Annotated in this window: 15 protein-coding genes; 3 read left to right on the top strand and 12 right to left on the bottom strand. The window is 69.4% G+C overall.

Going from position 1 to position 19,270, the window contains the following annotated elements; genetic code table 11:
- The first annotated feature begins 3 nt into the window (after positions 1–3).
- A complete protein-coding gene (locus tag HAV39_RS23680) occupies positions 4–1,035 on the top strand; it encodes a hypothetical protein (RefSeq protein WP_191841354.1) in 1,032 nt (343 codons plus the stop codon).
- Between the two features lie 25 nt (positions 1,036–1,060).
- Here HAV39_RS23680 and HAV39_RS23675 read toward each other — a convergent pair whose 3' ends face one another.
- The 8 genes from HAV39_RS23675 to HAV39_RS23640 all read right to left on the bottom strand — a co-directional run bounded on the left by HAV39_RS23675 (position 1,061) and on the right by HAV39_RS23640 (position 10,272).
- Positions 1,061–1,765, bottom strand: a complete 705-nt coding sequence (locus HAV39_RS23675; RefSeq protein ID WP_191841353.1) for a response regulator transcription factor — start codon at positions 1,763–1,765, stop codon at positions 1,061–1,063.
- 523 nt (positions 1,766–2,288) lie between these two features.
- Positions 2,289–3,113: a GNAT family N-acetyltransferase gene (locus HAV39_RS23670; RefSeq protein WP_191841352.1), complete on the bottom strand. Its 825-nt coding sequence runs from the start codon at positions 3,111–3,113 to the stop codon at positions 2,289–2,291.
- Positions 3,114–3,175: 62 nt separating this feature from the next.
- Complete coding sequence (locus tag HAV39_RS23665) at positions 3,176–3,910, bottom strand: dienelactone hydrolase family protein (protein ID WP_191841351.1); 735 nt, start codon at positions 3,908–3,910, stop codon at positions 3,176–3,178.
- Between the two features lie 220 nt (positions 3,911–4,130).
- Complete coding sequence (ilvC, locus tag HAV39_RS23660; protein WP_191841350.1) at positions 4,131–5,141, bottom strand: ketol-acid reductoisomerase; 1,011 nt, start codon at positions 5,139–5,141, stop codon at positions 4,131–4,133.
- Between the two features lie 774 nt (positions 5,142–5,915).
- Positions 5,916–6,362, bottom strand: coding sequence for an SRPBCC family protein (locus HAV39_RS23655; protein ID WP_191841349.1), 447 nt, complete (start codon positions 6,360–6,362; stop codon positions 5,916–5,918).
- A 221-nt stretch (positions 6,363–6,583) separates the two neighbouring features.
- The gene (locus HAV39_RS23650) at positions 6,584–7,207 is read right to left on the bottom strand and encodes a hypothetical protein (RefSeq protein ID WP_191841348.1); all 624 of its coding nucleotides are present in this window, start codon (positions 7,205–7,207) and stop codon (positions 6,584–6,586) included.
- 91 nt (positions 7,208–7,298) lie between these two features.
- Entirely contained in the window at positions 7,299–9,245 is a 1,947-nt protein-coding gene (locus HAV39_RS23645) for a zinc ribbon domain-containing protein (protein ID WP_191841347.1), read from the bottom strand.
- Positions 9,246–9,567: 322 nt separating this feature from the next.
- On the bottom strand, positions 9,568–10,272 hold the full coding sequence (locus HAV39_RS23640; RefSeq protein WP_191841346.1) for a hypothetical protein: 705 nt from the start codon (positions 10,270–10,272) through the stop codon (positions 9,568–9,570).
- A 227-nt stretch (positions 10,273–10,499) separates the two neighbouring features.
- Between HAV39_RS23640 and HAV39_RS23635 the strand changes: the two genes are divergently transcribed.
- The gene (locus HAV39_RS23635; protein WP_191841345.1) at positions 10,500–11,528 is read left to right on the top strand and encodes an SAM-dependent methyltransferase; all 1,029 of its coding nucleotides are present in this window, start codon (positions 10,500–10,502) and stop codon (positions 11,526–11,528) included.
- A 106-nt stretch (positions 11,529–11,634) separates the two neighbouring features.
- Here the strand turns inward: HAV39_RS23635 and HAV39_RS23630 are convergent, their stop codons facing one another.
- The 4 genes from HAV39_RS23630 to HAV39_RS23615 all read right to left on the bottom strand — a co-directional run bounded on the left by HAV39_RS23630 (position 11,635) and on the right by HAV39_RS23615 (position 18,400).
- Positions 11,635–12,630, bottom strand: a complete 996-nt coding sequence (locus HAV39_RS23630; protein WP_239121025.1) for an RNA polymerase sigma factor — start codon at positions 12,628–12,630, stop codon at positions 11,635–11,637.
- A gap of 451 nt (positions 12,631–13,081) precedes the next feature.
- The gene (locus tag HAV39_RS23625) at positions 13,082–13,900 is read right to left on the bottom strand and encodes an alpha/beta fold hydrolase (protein WP_191841343.1); all 819 of its coding nucleotides are present in this window, start codon (positions 13,898–13,900) and stop codon (positions 13,082–13,084) included.
- 148 nt (positions 13,901–14,048) lie between these two features.
- Positions 14,049–17,237: an ATP-binding protein gene (locus HAV39_RS23620; protein WP_191841342.1), complete on the bottom strand. Its 3,189-nt coding sequence runs from the start codon at positions 17,235–17,237 to the stop codon at positions 14,049–14,051.
- 374 nt (positions 17,238–17,611) lie between these two features.
- Entirely contained in the window at positions 17,612–18,400 is a 789-nt protein-coding gene (locus HAV39_RS23615) for a GNAT family N-acetyltransferase (RefSeq protein WP_191841341.1), read from the bottom strand.
- Between the two features lie 421 nt (positions 18,401–18,821).
- On the opposite strand from HAV39_RS23615, the gene HAV39_RS23610 reads away from it, so the two are divergent.
- Positions 18,822–19,265, top strand: a complete 444-nt coding sequence (locus HAV39_RS23610; protein WP_191841340.1) for a CBS domain-containing protein — start codon at positions 18,822–18,824, stop codon at positions 19,263–19,265.
- Positions 19,266–19,270 lie beyond the last annotated feature (5 nt).

Here is a 19,270-nt window from a genome sequence, read left to right as displayed (position 1 = left end):
ACCTTGACCACCGAAACCGACCCGGCGACGTGGCACCGACTACTGCTGCTGCTGTCCGGCCGGATCCCCGACGGGCCGCTGGTCGAGGCACGCAGCCTGCTCGCCCACGGACGTCACGACGAGCTCGCCCGACAGGTCGGCGCCTGGGTCTCCGCCTGGGAACTGGCGCTGCCCGCCGACGCCGCCGTGCTGCTCGGGGCCACCGCGTCCGGTCCCACCGCCGACGAGGTCCTACCGCCCTACGGGCTGGCCCCGGTCGGCCCATGGCTGCTGGCCGCACACGGCGACCGGGTGCCGCAGACCCTGGACCTCTGCGACCCCGGCGACCCGCCCGACGAGATCCACGAACTCGACGCGCTGGACCGCACCGCGCAGACCGCGGCCGCGTCACTGCCCCGGACCGCCGGCCTGTGGCGGACGTGGCGATACCCCACGGCGGCCACACCGTGGGCCCGGCCCAAACGGGTGTACGTCCTGGAGCTGACCGCCGGCCAGCCGGCCGCACTCCCCCGGGCCACACTGGCCGTGCAGGACGCGCTCGCGGCCGCCGGCGAGCCCGATCCGCTGGTGGAGACCTACGCCGACGGCATGACGCTGCCTCCGTTCCAGCGCCACGCCCGGGCCTACGCAGCCCTGCTCTGGTCGGCGAGCGCCGCCGTGCCGATCACCCTCGCCCGGGTGTACGACGGCGCCGATCCGGCGACCGGGCCCTACTTCGACCCGGCGCATCCCCTGGTGCCCGACGACACCGAACGCGCCAGGCTGCTGGCATACCTGACCGGCGGTGTCCCCCTGCTGGCGACCGGATCACTGCTGGCCGATGCCGTCGACCCGCGGCTCGGCGACGTGGTGCCGATGACGTTTCGCACGGACGGCCACTGGATCTGGTCCGAGGCGAGCGCGTACTACCTGGACCGGCACCGGCTGGCACCCGACCCCGAGTTCGCGGCCTGGATCCGCGCGAACGACTTCCGGCACCCGCACGTCGACGGGGTGGCCCTGCACCGGGCGAACGCGGCACTGCTCGCCGCGTGAACGCCAGACGTACCGTCGGTGCGCGTCAGCGCGCCACGGTCGGCTGGTCGGCCAGACCCAGCCAGATGGCGATCACCTCGGCGCGGGTGCGGGCGCCGAGCTTGGTGTAGATGTGGTTGATGTGGTTCTTGACCGTCTTCTCGGTGACGTAGAGCCGGGCGGCGATCTCACGATTGGTACGGCCGCACACGATGTGCTCCATCAGCTCCGCCTCGCGCCGCGACACCCGGGCCCGCGGGCTCGGCTCCGGCTCGGGCTCCGGCTCGGCCTGGGCGTCCGGAATGGACTGGGTGCGGAACGACTCCACCATCGCCGCGAGCGCACCCGGCGACAGGTAGGGCCGCCGCTCCGCCGTGGCGACCACCGCGGCCACCAGATCGGCGGCGGCGAACTGCCCGTGGATCAGGTAACTGGTGGCGCCGTTGCGGAACGCGTGCTCCACCAGGTGCCGCTCCTGGCTGTGCGACACGACCAGCACCAGGGCCTGGTCAGGCAGCGCCAGCGCGGCGTCGCCGTCGGCGGCCAGCGCGCCGTGACTGGCCACGATGACGTCCGGCGTCAGGCTCCGGGCCCGGCTGACCGTCTCGGTCCGGTCGCCCGCCTCCCCGACCACCGAGACCACGTCGCTGCCCTCGAGTACCGACCGTATGCCCAACCTGACCAGTAGATTGTCGTCACTGATCAGGGCGCGCACGCGAGTCGCCGAACTGCTGTGGGCCTGCGTGATCATTAGGTTCCTCCTCGGTCTGCGGAGGGCGGAGCCGGGGTCACCCGCGCCGTCCCGTCAGCAACCTAGGCGGGCCCAAGGAAACGCGGGTGGCGCACCGGTGAACGGTTGCCCTGCTCCACATAGCCATCAGGCGCGCGCCGCAGGCCGGGCAGGTACGTCCGGGTCAAGCGCGGCACCCCGACAGTGCCCCGTCGTCGTGGGCCGGGCCCAAGACGGTCGATGGAACGCACTCACCGACGACGCTGCCCGACGCCAACGGCGCCTGCCGACGGCGGTCTGGCCATGCTCTGGCCCGTCCCTGCCGACAATCGCGTGCTCGACGGACTCGACGGACTGGTGGTACGGAACGAGCCGTCCAGCTGACCGCGCCGTGGCGGGCGGGGGCGGTCGCTGCCACCGGATCAGGCGGCTGCGGATCGTGCGCGTGTGTCAAATGCGGCGTCCACACCGACGCCGCGCCGCGTGAAAGACCTGCTAGCGGCGCGGTGCCGGCGTGGACGCCTGCTGGGGGCGATGCCGTCGGCTACTTCGCGAACGTGAAGAGGCGGTAGCGTCCTACCGTTTCGAAGCCGATGCCCGCATACACCGGCTCGCCTTCATCGGTCGCCTGCAGCGTGGCGACGCGTCGGCCCGACTCCCGGATGATCCGCAACGCGTCCCGGGTGAGGGCGGTCGCGATGCCGCGCCGACGGTATGCCGGGTCGGTGGCGATGCAGTAAAGAGCGCCGACATCGTTGGCGAGGGAGATGGTGCAGGTGCCGACGGTCTTGCCATCGACGATGCCGGCGAGCCGCACGACGTCCAGATAGGCGAAGTTCATCTCGCGATCGACAACCGCGTCGATCTCGCCTGCCGGGATCCCCAGCGGAGCCGCATAGGCCTGCACGTACCGTCGCATCTCCGCCGCGTCGGCAACGGTGCGGATCTTCAGGTCGGCCGGCGGTTCCACATCGGTGATGGCGGTCACGTCGATGGCCATGACCGGCATGCTGGTGAGCTGCTCGGCTCCGCGGGCGAGCAGGCCCTCGGCCGTGCCCTCGTCGCTGTCCGCGCCGACCCACCAGCTCCAAACCGACCCGGCCAACTGCTTGGTGGCCGCGTCGATTGCTTCGTCCAGCGGCTGGTTGCGGACCCGGAGGACTCCGTTGAGCAGCGGGTGTTCGATGTCGGTGCGGTAGCTCGGCAGATCGGTGTCGGGCTGGCTTCCGGCCCAGCCGCACCAGTAGCGGCGGTTAGCGGCGAGCTGCGGAGCCAGATCATGGATGGAATGTACGTTCATGCCCAAGGGACGTCGGCCCGCACGCGAAAATTCGATGATCCTGGGCAGAAATTCCGCCGCGCCGGCCACGGGCGCTGCACGAGACCTGCCTCACCGTCCTGGACGCAGGTCTGCGGGCTCCGTTCGAACGATCAGCCGGTGGGCAGGGCGTTGCCGAGCAGGGGCAGCAGGCGCTCCCAGTGACGTCGCAACCCGGCGGGGTTGAATGCATCGGTGTCGGACATGGTGAAGCCGTGGAGGGTGCCGGGGTAGATCTCGGAGGTGTAGCTGACGCCCGTGGCATCCAGGGTCTCATTGAGCTCGCCGAGCGCCTCATGGGTCATGTCCTCCTCGGCGTGGCCGAAGTGCAGTGGGGCGGTGAGCTCGGCCAGGACGCCCAGCCCGTCGGCGCCGACGGGGGCGTGGAATCCGGCGACAGCCGCGACCCGGTCGGGGTGGGCCGCAGCGGTGCGTACCGCCATGAGGCCGCCGATGCAGTAGCCGACCACCGCGACCGGTCCGGCGCTGACCTCGGGTCGGGTGGCCAGAAATCCGAGATAGTCGTCGGCGTCGCTCAGGGTCCGCTCTGCGGTGTGCGCCTCGATCATGGGCATGATCTGGGCAACGATCGTGGGCCGGGCCTCGTTGCCGATGTACTCGGGAATCTTGATCACCGGGTCTGCGCCGTGCCGATGGAAGATATTTGGGATGAGCACGTAATACCCGTGCTCGGCCAGTTCACTGGCCATCTGCCGGAGCACGGGCCGCACGCCGAAGCCGCCCGGGTACATCAGCACTCCTGGGCTTCGGCCGCCGGCGTCGGGGAAAGCCGCGAAAGCGTCGGCTCGGCCATCCGCAGTCGGGATGTGCAGTGTCTTCGTGGACATGACTTCTCCTGCCGTCATTGAGAGGTGGGTGTACTGCGCCGCGAGCCGGGCTGCGGCAGCGACCGGGCCACCGACGAGGCGAGAGGACACGACAGGACCTTCGGTCTGGCATGGATTCGCAACCACAGCCGTACCCGAAGGCCCTGCCTCGTGTCCGCACGACACACCGAGCCCGATTCGCATGACCCTGCCCTCAGGGCGGATCAGCCCCGCTGACCTGCTACGCGGTCTCGGTGATCGGCCGGTCGACCCAGCTCATCATGGCCCGCAGCTTGGCGCCGGTCTCCTCGATCGGGTGAACCGCGCCCTGCTCCTGCAGCTTGGTGAAGTTGGGGCGGCCGTTGTCGTCCTCGGCGACCCACTCGCGGGCGAACTCGCCGTTCTGGATCTCGCCGAGGATACGCCGCATCTCCTCCTTGACCCAGCTGTCGATGACGCGCGGGCCGCGGGTGACGTCACCGTACTCGGCGGTGTCCGAGATGCTGTAGCGCATGCGGGCGATGCCGCCCTCGTACATCAGGTCCACGATCAGCTTCAGCTCGTGCAGGCACTCGAAGTACGCCACCTCGGGCGCGTACCCGGCCTCGGTCAGCACCTCGAACCCCGTCTGGATGAGGGATGTGACGCCTCCGGCCAGGACGGCCTGCTCACCGAACAGGTCGGTCTCGGTCTCCTCCTTGAACGTGGTCTTGATGACGCCGGCCCGGCCGCCACCGATCGCCTTGGCGTAGGACAGGGCGAGGGCCTGCGCGCCGCCGGTCGGGTCCTGCTCGATCGCGATGAGGCAGGGCACGCCCTTGCCGTCGACGTACTGGCGGCGCACCAGGTGGCCGGGCCCCTTCGGGGCGACCATGGCCACGTCCACGTCCGCGGGCGGAGTGATCAGGCCGTAGCGGATGTTGAACCCGTGACCGAAGAACAGCGCCTTGCCCGCGGTCAGGTTCGGAGCGATCGACTCGGCGTAGATGAAACGCTGCGCGGTGTCCGGCGCGAGGATCATGATGACGTCGGCCTCGGCCGCCGCCTGCGCCGGCGTGACCACGCGCAGGCCCTGCTCCTGCGCCTTGGCGCGGCTCTTCGAGCCCTCCTTGAGGCCGACACGCACGTCGACACCCGAGTCGCGCAGCGACAGCGCATGGGCGTGACCCTGGCTGCCGTACCCGATCACCGCCACCTTGCGGCCCTGGATGACGGACAAGTCCGCGTCGTCGTCGTAGAAGATCTCAACCATTCTCGTACCTCTCATCGTGGCCCGGTCCGCACCTGATCACGCAGGCCACGGCTGTCAGCGCAGACCGGGCCGCGTTCCCGCTGCAGCGGGATGGCGCGAGCGCATGGTCGGTGCTGGACGCGGAGCCTGGGCGTCGGTAGCGGACGCGGGCACATCGGGTCTGTCGTGGGTGGCGGATCCGGCACCGGTGCCGTCTGCTCACCCTTGCGGAATGAAGTTGGTCTGAGCTCGGGACAAGGCACGTGCCCCTGATCGCATCGCCGGACCGGCACCTGCCCACCGCGAACCGGCAGGGCGGCGACTTCATCGGCAGAGCAGTACCTGCGTCGAGGTCCGCATCCGGTCGCCACCGCACCGGGTGCCCGCCCGTCGACATCAGCTGCCCGCTGTTGATCAAGGTACCGACCGACGCAGCCACAGCCTCCGATGATCACAGCGCCTCCTCCCGTCACCTTCGGGTGACAGCAAGAGGACGAACCCCGGCATACGAAAATTCGATCGCCGACTCGAGACCTGGATCACACTGACGTTCGGCCCGTGATCGTACTGTCAGGCGGCAGCGTCCTGGCCACTGGCGGGCCGGGTGCCGGGCCGACGTCGGCCGGTCGCTGGTGTTGTCGCCGTTCCGCCGGCCCGCGTCGGCTCAGGCTTCGGCATTCGCCGTCAAGCCGCCGATCGTCCTCTTCGGAGTCAGTCGACGGAATCGCCGTGCCGCTTGAGGGCCAGGACCGTGCGGTCCTGGCCCTCAAGACGACGCGCGGTCATGCCGACCGCTTACGAGGAGACGCCAAAGCGGGCAGCCAAATTGGCGACGCGGCCGTCCTGACCCTCACGAGCCTTGCGTAGCACGAAAGAACGCATGAACCACGGCGAGTGCAACTCGACCGTCTCCGTCACCTCGGAGCCGTCCTTGCCGGAGGGCACCAGGCTCAGGGTGGCCTCGAGCCGAACCCCACCCGGCGACTTCACCGAACTCCTCAGCGTGTGGCTCGACGCCGTGGGCGTCATCGTCACCTTGATCGGGTTGTCCCAGTGGAACGGACCGAACCGGAAACGTTCCACGGACACGTACCGGACCGAGTCGCCATCCGCCTGGATGTCTCGTACGGCGACAATCAACGGCGCCAGCTCGACATAGCTGCGCGGATCCATCAGAAACTCGAAGACCTCGGCGGGTGGCGCACCAAGCCGGGCAGAGGTACCGAAACGGTCAACAGGCACGCGTCAACGATCCCATGTTCAGACCAGCGATCGACGAGCAGTCCTGAACGGGCAGACCTGGACACGCTACGCACACCGGATTGACTCGCCCTGCCCTGCTCGACGAAGGTGCGATCACTGTGCCCGACCCATGTCGTGAATTTCGGTTCTGGCGAAAATGCCTAGATCGCGGTGCTGGGCGCCCGTTGAGTGCTGCCGCAAACGAGACGAGCGGGGCCGGCTCAGTTCTCATAGATCTCGCCGTGTCCGACCGGCATCGGTGTGCCGTCGGCATCAAGCGCGCTCGGCGTGGTCATGACGCCCGTGGCGCCGTCGGCAGGCTCGAACCAGAAGGCGGTCACCATCGGGTCAGCGCTCCATGTCGCGGTACGCGCCCGTACGGTCCGGCCGTCGAACCTCGCGGTGATCGTCGCCGGCCTCCCGACGTAGTAGCCGAAAGCGGGCTGCATCATGCCGTCGTACTCCATCGGGGCCTGCAAGGTGTGGAAGCCGGCGGCGCGGTCGGCGCCCTTCGTGTCGCCGAGCTGCACGCCGCTGTCGGTGATCGTTCCGTCGGCGGCGCGTTCACCGATACCGATGGCGAACGTGGTGCCAGGACTGCCGGTCCAGGCGTAGGGAATGAAGTACAGCACCCAGCGCCTGCCGGCCGTGGCGGGCACACCGGTGTCGATGATGTCGCCGATGCGGCCGTTCACGGCAGCCGGCAGCGTGGACGGTGACGACGGCGGTCGTGGCGCCGTCGACAGCGGTGTGCTGGCCGGCGGCGGGCTGGTCGGCTGTCCCCCGCCGGTCTGCAGCTGTGCGGCTCCGAATGCCGCTGCGGCGAGGACCGCCGCAGCGGGCACCGAGGCGAGGATGCGCCGCCGTCGACGCATCCTCGTACCGGCCGTCATCACCGCGCCCAAGTCGAACGAACGCGGGACGAAGCGTCTCTGATTACCTGTGTTTGCCTGTGTGTTTCGGGCGTTTCGGGTGTGGGCGTGGCCGTGTCGTGCCGGGTCCGTAGTCGCCGGTGAGGGTGATGACGGGGGTGGCGTGGACGTGGTGGAAGCCAGTCCGATGGTGTCTGGGTTTCAGGTGATCGTGTGCAGGTCCTGACGCCGCCACCGTCTGGTGGTGGTTCTTGGGTGCCTGCCCCGCCGGACGCTGGCCACCCGAAGGTGGGGCGGGGGCCGTGCGCCGGTCGGGCACACGGTGGGAAAGCTTGCCGACCGTGGGTCGTTTCGGGGTAGGACGCAGTTTGCGCCCCGGTGTGGTGATGGTTGTGGCGGGGCGTCGTACGGTCGCGACGTTGCCTTCGACCACGGTGGTGATCCGGTGCCGGCCGGTGGTGCGGTCGGTGCGGACGTGGTGCTGGGCGAGTAGGCCGCGGGCGGTGATGCGCATGGCCGCGGCGTGGTCGCGGTCGGTCGACAGGTTGCAGCGGCCGCAGATCGCCCACTTCCAACCTCGCTCACCGGCCCGGTCGGGTGCGGGGGTGTGGGTCAGTTCGGTGTGTCCTTGTCCGCAGCGGGGGCAGTAGCGGCTGGTGCCGCGGGCGGGCACGGTCACGACCGCGATCCCGGCTTTGGCGGCCAGGTGCACGATCGCGTCGACGACCTGCCCGCGGACCTGTCCGGACAGGCGGGCGTTGCCTTTGCGCCGGCCGCGGGCCGCCAGCGTGGCCAGATCCTCGACGTAGATGACGCCGGCGTGCAGCGCGACCGCTTGGTCCACGGCCCAGCGGCCGGCGGACCAGGCGAGGGTTTTGTTGAGGTGGCGGATGCGGGCGCAGACCTGTCCGTGCTCGGCGGTGGCGCGTGCGGCCAGCACTGTCAGATGCCTGGCGCGCGGGTCGTCGTCGGGCAGTCCGGTGGTCAGGGTGGTGTGGTGGTCGCGTTTGGCGGCGAGGTGTTCGCGGTGCTGGCGCAGGCGGTGGAGTTGGGCGGAGACGGCGGTGGCGTCGTAGCGAAGCATCCGTCCATCGGTGACGACCCGGCCGGTGTCGGTGAGCCGCCCTGCGGTGCCGGTCAGCAGTGTGTTGACGCCCCAGTCCAGGCCGAGGGCGACCCGGTGCCCGCGTACTGGCGCGGTGGTGGCCGGAGCACGGTGGGGCAGGTCGACGCGTACTCGGTGCCCGACGACGCGCAGCGTCGGGGCGCACAGCCTGGCGTGCTCGGCAACGTGCGCAGGCAGGGTTATGGGCAGGGCGTGCCAGGCCCAGTCCGCCGCTGACGCCGGACGGGCCGTCAGTGGCAGCTGCACCCGCAGCAGCGCCCGGCCCGGCCCGTCGCGGCCGATGGCGGCCAACTGTTTGTCGGCGGCGGCCAGCAGGACCTGCGCCGCGACCGCCGGGGCGGCCTCCAGCTCGGTCAGGTCACCGGGAAGTCGGCCTTGGGCGTGCTGGTAGGCGCGGACCTGCCGGGTGCGGTTGGCGACCACCGCGCCGGTCACCCCGGCCGGTAGGAGCTCACGCAGCGCCTGCCAGTCGGCGTCGTCGCGTCTGCCGTCGGCGGGCAATGTGGCGACGATCGCGTGCAGGACCTCGCGCCGGTACACGCCCAGGCGCAGGGCGCGGGCGGCTTGCTCCTGGGCGCACCGGCGCACCCGGTCGCTGGCATACACCCCATCGGGCACAGGCGCTGCCCAGCCCAGCCGCCGCAACGCCATCCAGCCCTTGACCGGCAGCGCCCGCCCGTCCGGACCGACACCAGCAGCCAGAATCGCCAAATCCGTTCCGGTCCAGTGCCCGGCCACGATCTGCCCGGCCATCTGCCCGACCAGGTGGGCCAGCCAGCCGACCCGCGCGGCCAGGATCCGCTCACCGACCCGCCGGCCGTCGGCTTCGACCGTCGCCGACATCGCCGCGCAGGTCGCTGTCGCGGTGAGCTGCCCGACCGCCATCACCACACCCCCACCCCGGCCAATCCCGACGGTGACGAGCCTAGGACACACCCCCGACACCACCGCCACCCGAACCAGCCCCTGGCATCCCCACAGCAAGACCGCCACCACAACCAACCAGAACGCAGTCACGCTTAGCAAACGAGAACAACAGTTGACACCCTGTGCCGCGTCCTCGGCCTGGTCCCGATCGCCGGTGAGCAGGTACGCCGCCTGTTGCAGGCGGGCCTGATTCGCTCGGGCGAACTCGACGAACTCGTCGTCACCGCGCGCCATACTCCACCCTTACCTCGTGACGTCCGGCCGATGTGATCGGCACATGTCAGTGGCCGACGACCTCGACGTGACCGCTGACCATCGGCTTGCCCTGGTCGTCGTAGGCGCTCAGACCCGACACGACACCGTGTCCGCTCGCCTTCGGGTCGAACCAGTACACGGTGACGTCCAGGTTGTCGCTCCACCTCGCGGTGTGCGCGGTAATGGTCTTGCCGTCGAACTCCGCGGTGATCCTGGCCGGAGTGCCGACGTAGTAACCGAACGCCGGCTGCACCAGGTCCCCCTCCAGCATCAGCGGGCCCTGCAGCAGGTGGAAGCCGGCAGCCTTGTCCGAACCCTGGTACTCGTTGATGACGATGTATTCCTCGATGCGGCCGTCGTTGTGCCGCTCACCCAGGGCAAAACCGAACGTCGTACCGGGGGCGGTCGCCAGGTGGACCGGCACGCCGTAGATCACCCATTCACTGATCGGGCTGCAATCCATCCCCGTGCTGATCACCGCACCCAGGCGTTGCGGCGTCGCGGGCCGGACCGTCGCCGGCTTGGTGGTGGGCGTCGTGGGTCGGGCAGCTGTAGCCGACGGGCTGGTCGCCGCGGGCGTGGGTGTCGTCGGCGCGGCAGACGCCACGGGAGAGATCACGCCGGCCGGCTGGGGGTCCTCCGTCTTCAGCAGGGCCACACCGACCAACGTCACGACAACAGCGGCGGCCGCAGTGGCCGCCGGCACGACGACCTTACGAGACACAGACATCGGACTCCTCGTTACTACGCGATGTGTTGCTTTCAGGGATCAAGACGGTCGCCACGGCGAGAAAATTCACCGCGACGTTGAGAGGAAGATCTCCGAGACTTTTCGGGCCCCCGGCTCGTAGCGCGGGAGCCACGGCAGTCGCACCACGCCGCGTGTATCAGCGGGCACCTCGCTCGATAAACAACCTGCTTCACAATCGCTTCACCGCGTGCTCGTAGGTTCGGCCCATGAAGACCGAACCAACGACGCCCGAAGCCCGCAACGAACTGGCCGGCCGCGCTCGCCGCAGGCTGACCGGCTGGGCCCAGGGCGCCGGCGCGATCACCCTGCTCAAGGCGGTGCACGACCGCGGCTGGACCACCTACCTGACGCAGCCGCGGACGGAGGCCGAGTTGACCGGCTTCGCCGGCGTCGGCCCAGCACGCGTCGCCCATGTTCTGGCCGCCCTCGAGGCCTTCGGCCTGGTGATCCGCGAGGACACCGTGATCCGCCTGGAGCCGGCCGTCGCTGAGCTGGTACTCGACGACGGCCTGTACGCCCTGTCGGACGTCGTCGCGCACGCCGCCGCGCTCGATGTGGTCCTGAGCCACGCCGTCGATCCCGCCGGGCCGCCGCCGCCGACCGGCGCGGAGGCGCTGGCCGTCGCCGAGGGGTCGGTGTGGCGTCCCGGGCCGGGTGGCCGCGAGCTCTACCGCAAGCTGCTCGAGGCGGTTCCGGAGTTCGCCTCGGCCGTACGCGAAGGCCGGCTGCTCGACGTCGGCTGCGGCGTCGCCGGGGCCACGCTGACCGCGGCGACGATGCTTCCCGGGATGCGCGCGACCGGCCTCGAACTCGTGCCCGAGGTGGCCGCGGTGGCTCAGCGGCGGGCGGCCGCACTCGGCATCGACGACCGGTTCCAGGTCCTTGCGCTGGACGTGCGCGATTTCGATGAGGCGGAGGCGTTCGACGCGGCCTTCTGGGCGCAGCCGTTCTTTCCGGTGGACACGCGCGCGGCCGCGTTGCGGTCGATCCGGCGGGCGCTGAGGCCGGGCGGCGTGTTGATCGTGCAAGAGATGGAACGCGAGCCGAGCGACGATGCCGACCGGCCGGGTTTCGTGTTGCGGCGGCTGGTCTTCGACGGCTGGGGCGTCCCGTTCGCGCGTACCGCCGAGGAGTTGGCTGCCGAAGCCGAGAAGGCAGGCTTCGAGACCGTACGCCTCGTGGCCAGTCCGCTCGGACGCATCGTCGTGCTGCGCAGGCCGGGCCAGACCGGCTGACGGGTCACCTGGTCGGTACGGAGCTGGCCGAGGCGTTCGATGCCTGCCTCGGCCAGCTGGTCGGCAGCTCTCCCGCGGACCGCCGCAAAGAGCTCCTCACGCACGGTCATCCGCGGGTCGCGTGGTCCGCGGAATCCTGGCTTTCACCACGACGTAGATCTTTGTTGCCGGTGTATATCAGACGAACTTCGTAGATCTTGGCGTCTTTTTCGCGGAGCAACCATGTTGCCTGAGGTGGGCAGTGCGTGGGGTCATGGGACGGGTTGACGAAGGCGTTCTCCCAGATCGTCGTTCCGTGTCCGGCCACCAGGCCGGTGAGCCGCGCGGTGACGCCGTCGTCGTAGTTGACCTGGATCGTGGCGAACAGTGCCGGCAGGCCGATGGTGATCCGGCCGCTGGGCCAGTACATCCTCACATCGTCCGCCCAGCGCCCGGCCACCTTGCTGACCGGGATGCAGTCCGGGACCGCGGTCAGGATCGTGCTCGCCTCCGCGCGCCGCTCGGCGGTGAGTGCGTCGATGGCGTCATGTCGTTCGTCTCGGATGTCGGGCAGGATGCCGGCGAGCTGCCGCCGTGCTTCGCTGAGCCGGCTGGCGACCGTGCCGACCGGGATGCCGCACAAGGTCGCGATCTGCTCGTAGGTGTTGTTGTCGGTGAAGTAACGGAGCATCGTCACTGCCTGGGTTGCCGGCGTCAGCCGTTGCAGACCTTGCCAGATCCAGTCACGCTGCGCGGCGCGCTCGATCGATGCCACCGGGTCGTCGGTCTCGGGCGCCGGCTCGTTCTCGCCGGCGACGCCGACCGGCACCGGGCGACGGGAGCGCAACACATTGATGCAGATGTTGCGCACGATGGTGTGCAGCCACGACCGTACAGCCGCCGGGTCTCGCAGCTCGCCGATCCGGGCCATTGCCATGATGGCCGCGTCTTGACAGGCGTCCTCGGCGTCGGGTCCGTGCCCGAGTATCCGGTGTGCGACGGCCAGCATGCCCGCGTAGTGGATCCGCAGCACCAGGGTGAAGCTCTCCGTGTGACCCTGCTGGGCCTCCCGGACCAACTGGGCCGTCTCGTCGGCGGTCAAAGAATTCGGGAAGAGCAACATCACTTTCCAACGCTATCGGCCAGGTGAACGGTTTGCGCCGCCGGACGAAGGTGTCGGCCGACGGCGCATCTGCGCACGGGTCTCCGTGGCAGGTCGTGGATCGGGTGCTTCTCGGACGCCTGGGAAGGCGTGGGTCGAGCCAGCTGCTCCCGTTGTTGGTCGTAAGCACGCGCCCGGGTGAGCACGTAGCTGACGGCGGCGGCAGCCTTCGCGACGTGCGGCGGGGCCGTCGTGGGGCGTTTCTCGACCATGTGCGCCGCGCTGCGGAATCCGCGACCGGGTGCAGGCCCTGACCGGTCGGACCGCAGTCGTGGTGCCCGGTAAAGGACGATCTTCGTGTGGCGCCTGGCGGCAACCAGAACCAGTCCGACCACGATGGGCTGCCGAGGATTGCGCTTCGGAACGCACAACGTCGGCGACGCGGGATTCCCGCGTCGCCGACGTCAGTTTATCAGGACTGGATGAAGGCGAGCAGATCCGGGTTGAGCACGTCAGCGTGCGTGGTGAGCATGCCGTGCGGGTAGCCCGGGTAGGTCTTCAGAGTCCCGTTCTTGAGGTGTTCGACCGCGCGCGGCACTGCGCTGGCGAACGGAACGATCTGGTCGTCTTCGCCGTGCATCACCAGGACCGGCACCGTGATCTTCTCCAGGTCCCCGGTGTAGTCCTGCAGCCAGGTGTACACGGTCTCGTAGTGGGCCTGGATGCCGCCGGCCATGCCCTGACGCCACCAGTTCGCGATCACCGCCTCGGACGGGGTCGCTCCCGGCCGGTTGAAGCCGTAGAACGGGCCGGTCGGGACGTCCCGGAAGAACTCCGAGCGGTTGCCCACGATCCCGGCCTGGACCGCGTCGAACCACTCGCGCGGCTGACCGGCGGGGTTGTCGGCGCTCTTCAGCATGTTCGGCGTGGGCGAGGCGACGAGCACGGCCTTGGCCACACGGTCCTGGTGGCGCGCGACGTAACTGGCCACTTCGGCGCCGCCGGTGGAGTGCCCGATGTGCACGGCGTCGCGCAGGTCGAGGTGTGCGGTCAGCGCGGCCAGGTCCGCGACCCAGTGCTCCATGTCGTTGCCGGTGCCGGGCTGGCCCGACCGCCCGTGCCCACGGCGGTCGTGGGCGATCACACGGTATCCCTGGTGCAGGAAGTAGATCATCTGAGCGTCCCAGTCGTCGGCCGACAACGGCCATCCGTGGCTGAAGACGATCGGCTGGCCGGAGCCCCAATCCTTGTAGAAGATCTCCACACCGTCCGGGGTGGTGATGGTTGGCATCCTTGTGGTTCCTTTCCCTTTAGGGACATTCGTCCCGCGACCTGACTTCAGGTCGAGATGTATTCAAGGGTGATCAACAAGAATTTTTGTGGATCGACGGCTGTCCCGCAGGAACCAGCGAGGAACAAGCCGTCAACAACGATATTAATCACGCTTTCGCCTGGAAGTTGCCGATCAGCTCATCAACGCGGCGAGTGATCACATATGCCCCATGTTCGGTGGAAATAACCCTGGCCTTCTCCGCCGCCGCCCGGACGACCCTCACCGGCTCACCCCGGGCGTGCAGCATCTTCGCCCGGATCAACAGTCGCAGGCTCTCAGCGAATCGCTCTCCGTTGACCTCGGCGAAGCGATCGGCCCCGTCGAGAGCGATGGCTGCCCGGTCGGGCATCCCGGCGGCCAGGAACATCTCGGCGACCAGGCTGTAGTACTGGGTTGCGCCGTACAACGGCGGTTCCATCATCATGGTGGCCACAACCTGCTCGGCCTCGGCGGCGGCGCCGGCCGGGTCGTCGCCGGTCAGCGCCCGCGCCCAGCAATGGCTCACCCGCAGGTAGGCGTCGACGTTGACGAAGAAGTGGTGGGGATCCGCGGCCCGCCACCGCTGCGTGATCCGCAGGCACCACCACGGGTCTCCCGCCCATTGCGCGGCGTCGGCAGCCCAGTGAGCCCACACCGCGATCGGGTACGGGTCGTCGCCCGCGGCGTCCTCCACCGTGTCGAGCACCGCGCGAGCGGCCTCGACATCGCCGGCCACCGACAGCATCACCCCTCGAAACATGGGCGCGAACATCCGCAGGTCACGTCGCAAGGGGTTGTCCCGGCGCCATCGGGCGTCGTCGCGGGCGGTCCAGTCGTCCTCGCCCATGCAGCGCAGCGCCGCGGCCGCATCGCCCAGTTCGAACTGCATCAGACCGCTGATCTGCCGGGCATATGCCCGAGGGATCGGATCAGTGGAGACCTGACCTTCGTCGATCAGCCGCCGGATCAGCAGCTCGGCTTCCGGCTGGTGCTGGGTGAAGGCGGCGACGATGCGCATGAACAGGAAGTCGGCGGCCTCGGCCTCCTGTCCGAGACCGCGTGCCAGTTGCTCCGCCCGCTTCAGCAGCCCCGTGTATGACTCGCCGAACCCCGCCAGCCGCCAGAAGACCGTTGACAGCAGCGACACGGCCGACAGCTCAAGCTGCGCCAGCCCGAAGGTGCGTGCCACCTGCACGGCCGAGCGCAACTGCCGCTCGGAGGCCTCGAGTGCGGACTTGGCCTCCGCGCGACGCGCGGCGTGCAGCAGCGCGCTCGCGGTTCGCGCCGGGTCCGCGAGCGGGCCCGCGGCCCACAGGTGATGGGCGAGGCGTTCGACGATCGAATCCGGGTCGGCCTCAGCGGTCTCCAGCACGTCCGCGATGCGAAGGTGCAGGCCGGCCGCCAGTCGCGGCGACAGGAACTCGGTAACCGATTCGCGAACCAGGTCGTGCGGAAAACGCAGCGAGAACGGGTCTCCGGGGGCTGGTTCGAGCATGCCGAGCGCCATCACGGGCTCGATCCGGTCGAGGCATGTCTGGACATCGACGGCAGCCGCATGCGCAAGTAGGCACACGCCGACTTCCCGGCCCACCAGGGCGGCAATCTCGAGCAGCTCTTTCGCCTCGTCGCCGAGGCCGGCCGTCCGGCTGCGGACGACGTCACGGACGGTGGCAGGAACCGCAGACCCGAGGACCGACGCAGCGGTGATGGCACCCTGGTCGGTGAGTAGGCGAGACAGTTCCTGGACGAAGAACGGGTTGCCGGCGGTCCGCGCGTGGATGCTGTGCGCGGCGGCGGGGCCGGGCTCCTTGCCGGTCTCCTGGCGGACGAGTTCGGCCACCTCGGCCTCGTTCAGCGAACCGAGAAGGACCCGGTGGTGACCGGGTGCGCGGCTCACCGAGGCAAGGGTCCGCGACAGATCGGCGCCCGGCGCCGGGGCGCGATCGCGCAGGGCGCCGACGAGCACCGCACCGTGGGGCAGCCGCGTCGACAGATGACCGAACAATTGCAGGGAGCCCATATCGGCCCATTGGAGATCATCGAAGGTGAGGACCACCGGCCGGTTCGCGGCCACTTCCGCAACGAGGGCGGCGACCTGGTCGAACAGGCGGAAGCGAGCGGCGTTGTCGAACGGCGCGGGCAACGCCCCGAGATCATCGGCCGGCCGCACGAACCGGCCGAGCTCACCGACGAGCCAGGTGGCCTGCGACTCCCGGGGCAGGCCGTTGATGAGTCCACCGACTATCGTCACCCAGGGCCACATCGACGGTGTTCCCTCGTCCTCGAGGCATGTGCCCCAGAGGACCGATGCGCCCGCGGCATCCGCGTCGGCGGCCATCTCCTTGAGCAGGCGGGTCTTGCCGATGCCGGGTTCCCCCTCGACGATCACGACTGCCGTCTTCCCGTCGAGCGCCGCCCGTACGGCGTCGCGCAGCACCCCGAGTTCGCTCACACGGCCGATCAGGCCGGATGCGGGTGCCGCGGCGTAAGTGTCGATGCCGGCCATCGGCTCGAGACTGTCCGCCAGCACCTGTCGCTGCGCGGCCCATAACGCCGGACCGGGGTCGATGCCCAGTTCCTCGGCGAGACGGATGCGGACCGACCGGAACACCTCCAGCGCCTCGCCTCGAAGCCCGGCAGCACCGAGGCTGACGATGAGCATCGTGTGCAGCCCTTCGTTCAGCGGCGCCATCGATACCGCGAGTTGCAGTGCCGGCAGCACCCGCTCCGGCTGCTCCAGCCGCACCGCCAGTTCCGCGGTGGCGACGCAGGCCTCGAAGAACTCGTTGTTCAACGGCAGGAAGACCGGCGCCGCCTTGAAACCGAAACTCAAACCGTGACCGGCGGGGCCGTGCCAGAGCGCGAGAGCCTCGACGAACCGGTCGAGCGCCCGGGAATCCTGGTTTTCGGCCAGGGCGGTTCCGGCCGCTTGGACGAGCTCACGGAAGGCGACCAGGTCAAGTCCGCTGTTCACGCCCACGAACAGGTAGCCGTCGCCGCGTCGCCGCAGGTAGGAACCGCTGTCGCGGGGAGACAGGTCGGGTTCGAGCAGCCTGCGCAGCGCGCCCACGTACTTGTGGATCACGTTGAGTGCGCTGGCCGGCGGACTGTGGTCCCAGAGCAGGTCGATCAGCTGGGCCTTGCTGATCGGCTGCCCCACCCGGGCCAGCAGCAGAGCGAGCATCGACGCCTGCTGGCGTGGACCCGGGTCGACTTCGGCGTCGCCACGCCATAGCCGCAATGGACCCAGGACCTGCAGGCGCAGCGAACCCTCCGCGTCCGGCCCGGCCGGCGGCTTTTCGAGCGCCACGGTCATACCGGGTCAGCCCCCGCGTCGGACGAAGACTTCGTCAAGACGGACCTTCTATCTTTCTTGATCGTGGCGATCAGTCGATGGGACCTCGCGGCCGGCATCATGGCCAAGGAGCGCGTCATCCTGTCCGCAGGAAAGACGGCATCGTATGGGTGGGGCTTGGCCTGTTCGACCGGCTGGCAGAAAGCTTTGCGGGCGTCAACGAGATCGGCGTGATCGCGTGGTGGCCGACGACGTCGCAGAACGTCAGGGCGGCAACCGCTGCTGCCGGGAAAGTCAGACCTCGACCGCCCGGGAAGGCCGTGGACCCCGAGCCGATACCGCCCGTGGAAAACTTCCTGCCAGCCACCGCCATGGAAAAGCTCTTGCCGGCTACGTCAGTTTCCCGAGGTCCACCGCCAGATCGCACGCGGATAGAGCACGTCCAGCCCGGCGCGTCGCATGTTGTTGAACGAGCTGTTCGGCCGGTCGGGCCCGGGGCTGGCGGTCTCCGTGATGACCCACCGGCATCCGGCCTTGCGTGCCGCCTCGGCGCGCGCCGCGATCAACGCCGACTGGGCGCGGCGGTTGCGGTACGCCGGCAGGGTGCTGCCCGAGTGCAGGGCCCCGACATCGCCGTGGACCAGCAGAACCCCGCCGGCCACCATGGTGTCACCGTCCCATGCCGCGAACGCCTGGGAGTTCGGTGCGGTGACCGCCGACGCGATCATCCCCGACAGGGGTGTGCCCGGCGTGCTGAATCCGGTCGCGACCACCTCGCCGAACTCCGCGGCGTCAGCGGCGGTGACCTGGTCGATCCGGAGGTCGGTCACGGCGCTTTTCACACCGGCCGCCTCGCCGCCAAGCTTCATCTTGGTCCCCGTCTCGACCAGGCCCCGTGCCGCGGCCAGCTCCGCGAAATCAGGCGGGAGCAGGTCGGGGGCGAAGTTCACGGTGAACGTCTGAGCATTCTGCCCCCGGTAGTAGGCCATGATCTCGTCGAGCAGGTCGGCGGTGGCCGGTTCGGTGAAGCCGACTGCCTGGCTCCAGTAGTCGATCGGGTCGTTACGCATGTGGAAGACGACGCCGCTACGCAGGCGATCGACCGTCGCGTCGAGCGCCGCCGGCGCATTCTTCCCGTACAGGTACATCCACTCGGCCTCGGCCGTTTCACTGTCGAACTTCATGCCCTACTGATGCGGTCGAGGATACGAACCTTCGGTAAACCTTCAGTGCCGTACATCACAGCCGGGATCAGCCCAGCCGATCCGATGGGCGGATAATATCGGAAACTTTTGGTTGCCTGCGGGAACCATGTCCCGGGCGGGCCGGGATCAAGTTTCCGACTCGGTACCGCGGGCGCGGCCGCCCACCTGTACCCGGATCAGGGCAACGTCGCCGACGTCGGACTAACGGACTGCGGCGTCCCCCGATCATCGGATCATCGCCGGTCACGGGTCTGGATAAAATCGATCGGTGTCGGCCGATCACTCCGCTGGCCGGCCGGACCGGCGGCAATCGAGTCCAGATCCCTTCTCGTGCCGGATTCGCGTGGCCAGGTGTGGCACAGACGGCGCAGGACGACCGCAGATCGGACTGGGAGGTGGCGTGCGGGTCAGCGACGTGATGACAGCGTTCCCGGCGTACATACGGCTCGGCGCCACCATTCGCCGGGCGGCTGAGGTGGTCAGCGTGTCGGAGGTCGGCCAGCTGATGGTGCTGGACCACGAAGGCCGGTTCGTCGGCTCACTGTCTGAAGAGGACCTGGTGCGGGCGATGCTGCCCGGCTTCGACGACGTCACCGCCGGCGGCGGCACCCTCGCCGACGCGTTCCGGATCTTCCTGGAGCGGGGTCGCACGCTGGCCGACCGTCCCGTCGATCCCCTCGTCGTCCGCGACGCGGCGACCGTCGCCTCGACCGACGAACTCGCCCGAGCGGCGATCGTCATGATCGACCGCGGGATCCGTCGGCTGCCCGTCGTCGACGACGGCAAGCTCGTGGGCACGCTGTCCCGCGCCGACCTGTGCCGAGCGGTGATCTACCATTCCTGAGCTCC

Source organism: Catellatospora chokoriensis (assembly GCF_011297315.1).
GTDB classification, from domain to species: Bacteria; Actinomycetota; Actinomycetes; order Mycobacteriales; family Micromonosporaceae; genus Catellatospora; species Catellatospora citrea.
The sequence above is the reverse complement of the archived record's forward strand: the minus strand, read 5'-3'. Positions and strand labels throughout refer to the sequence as shown.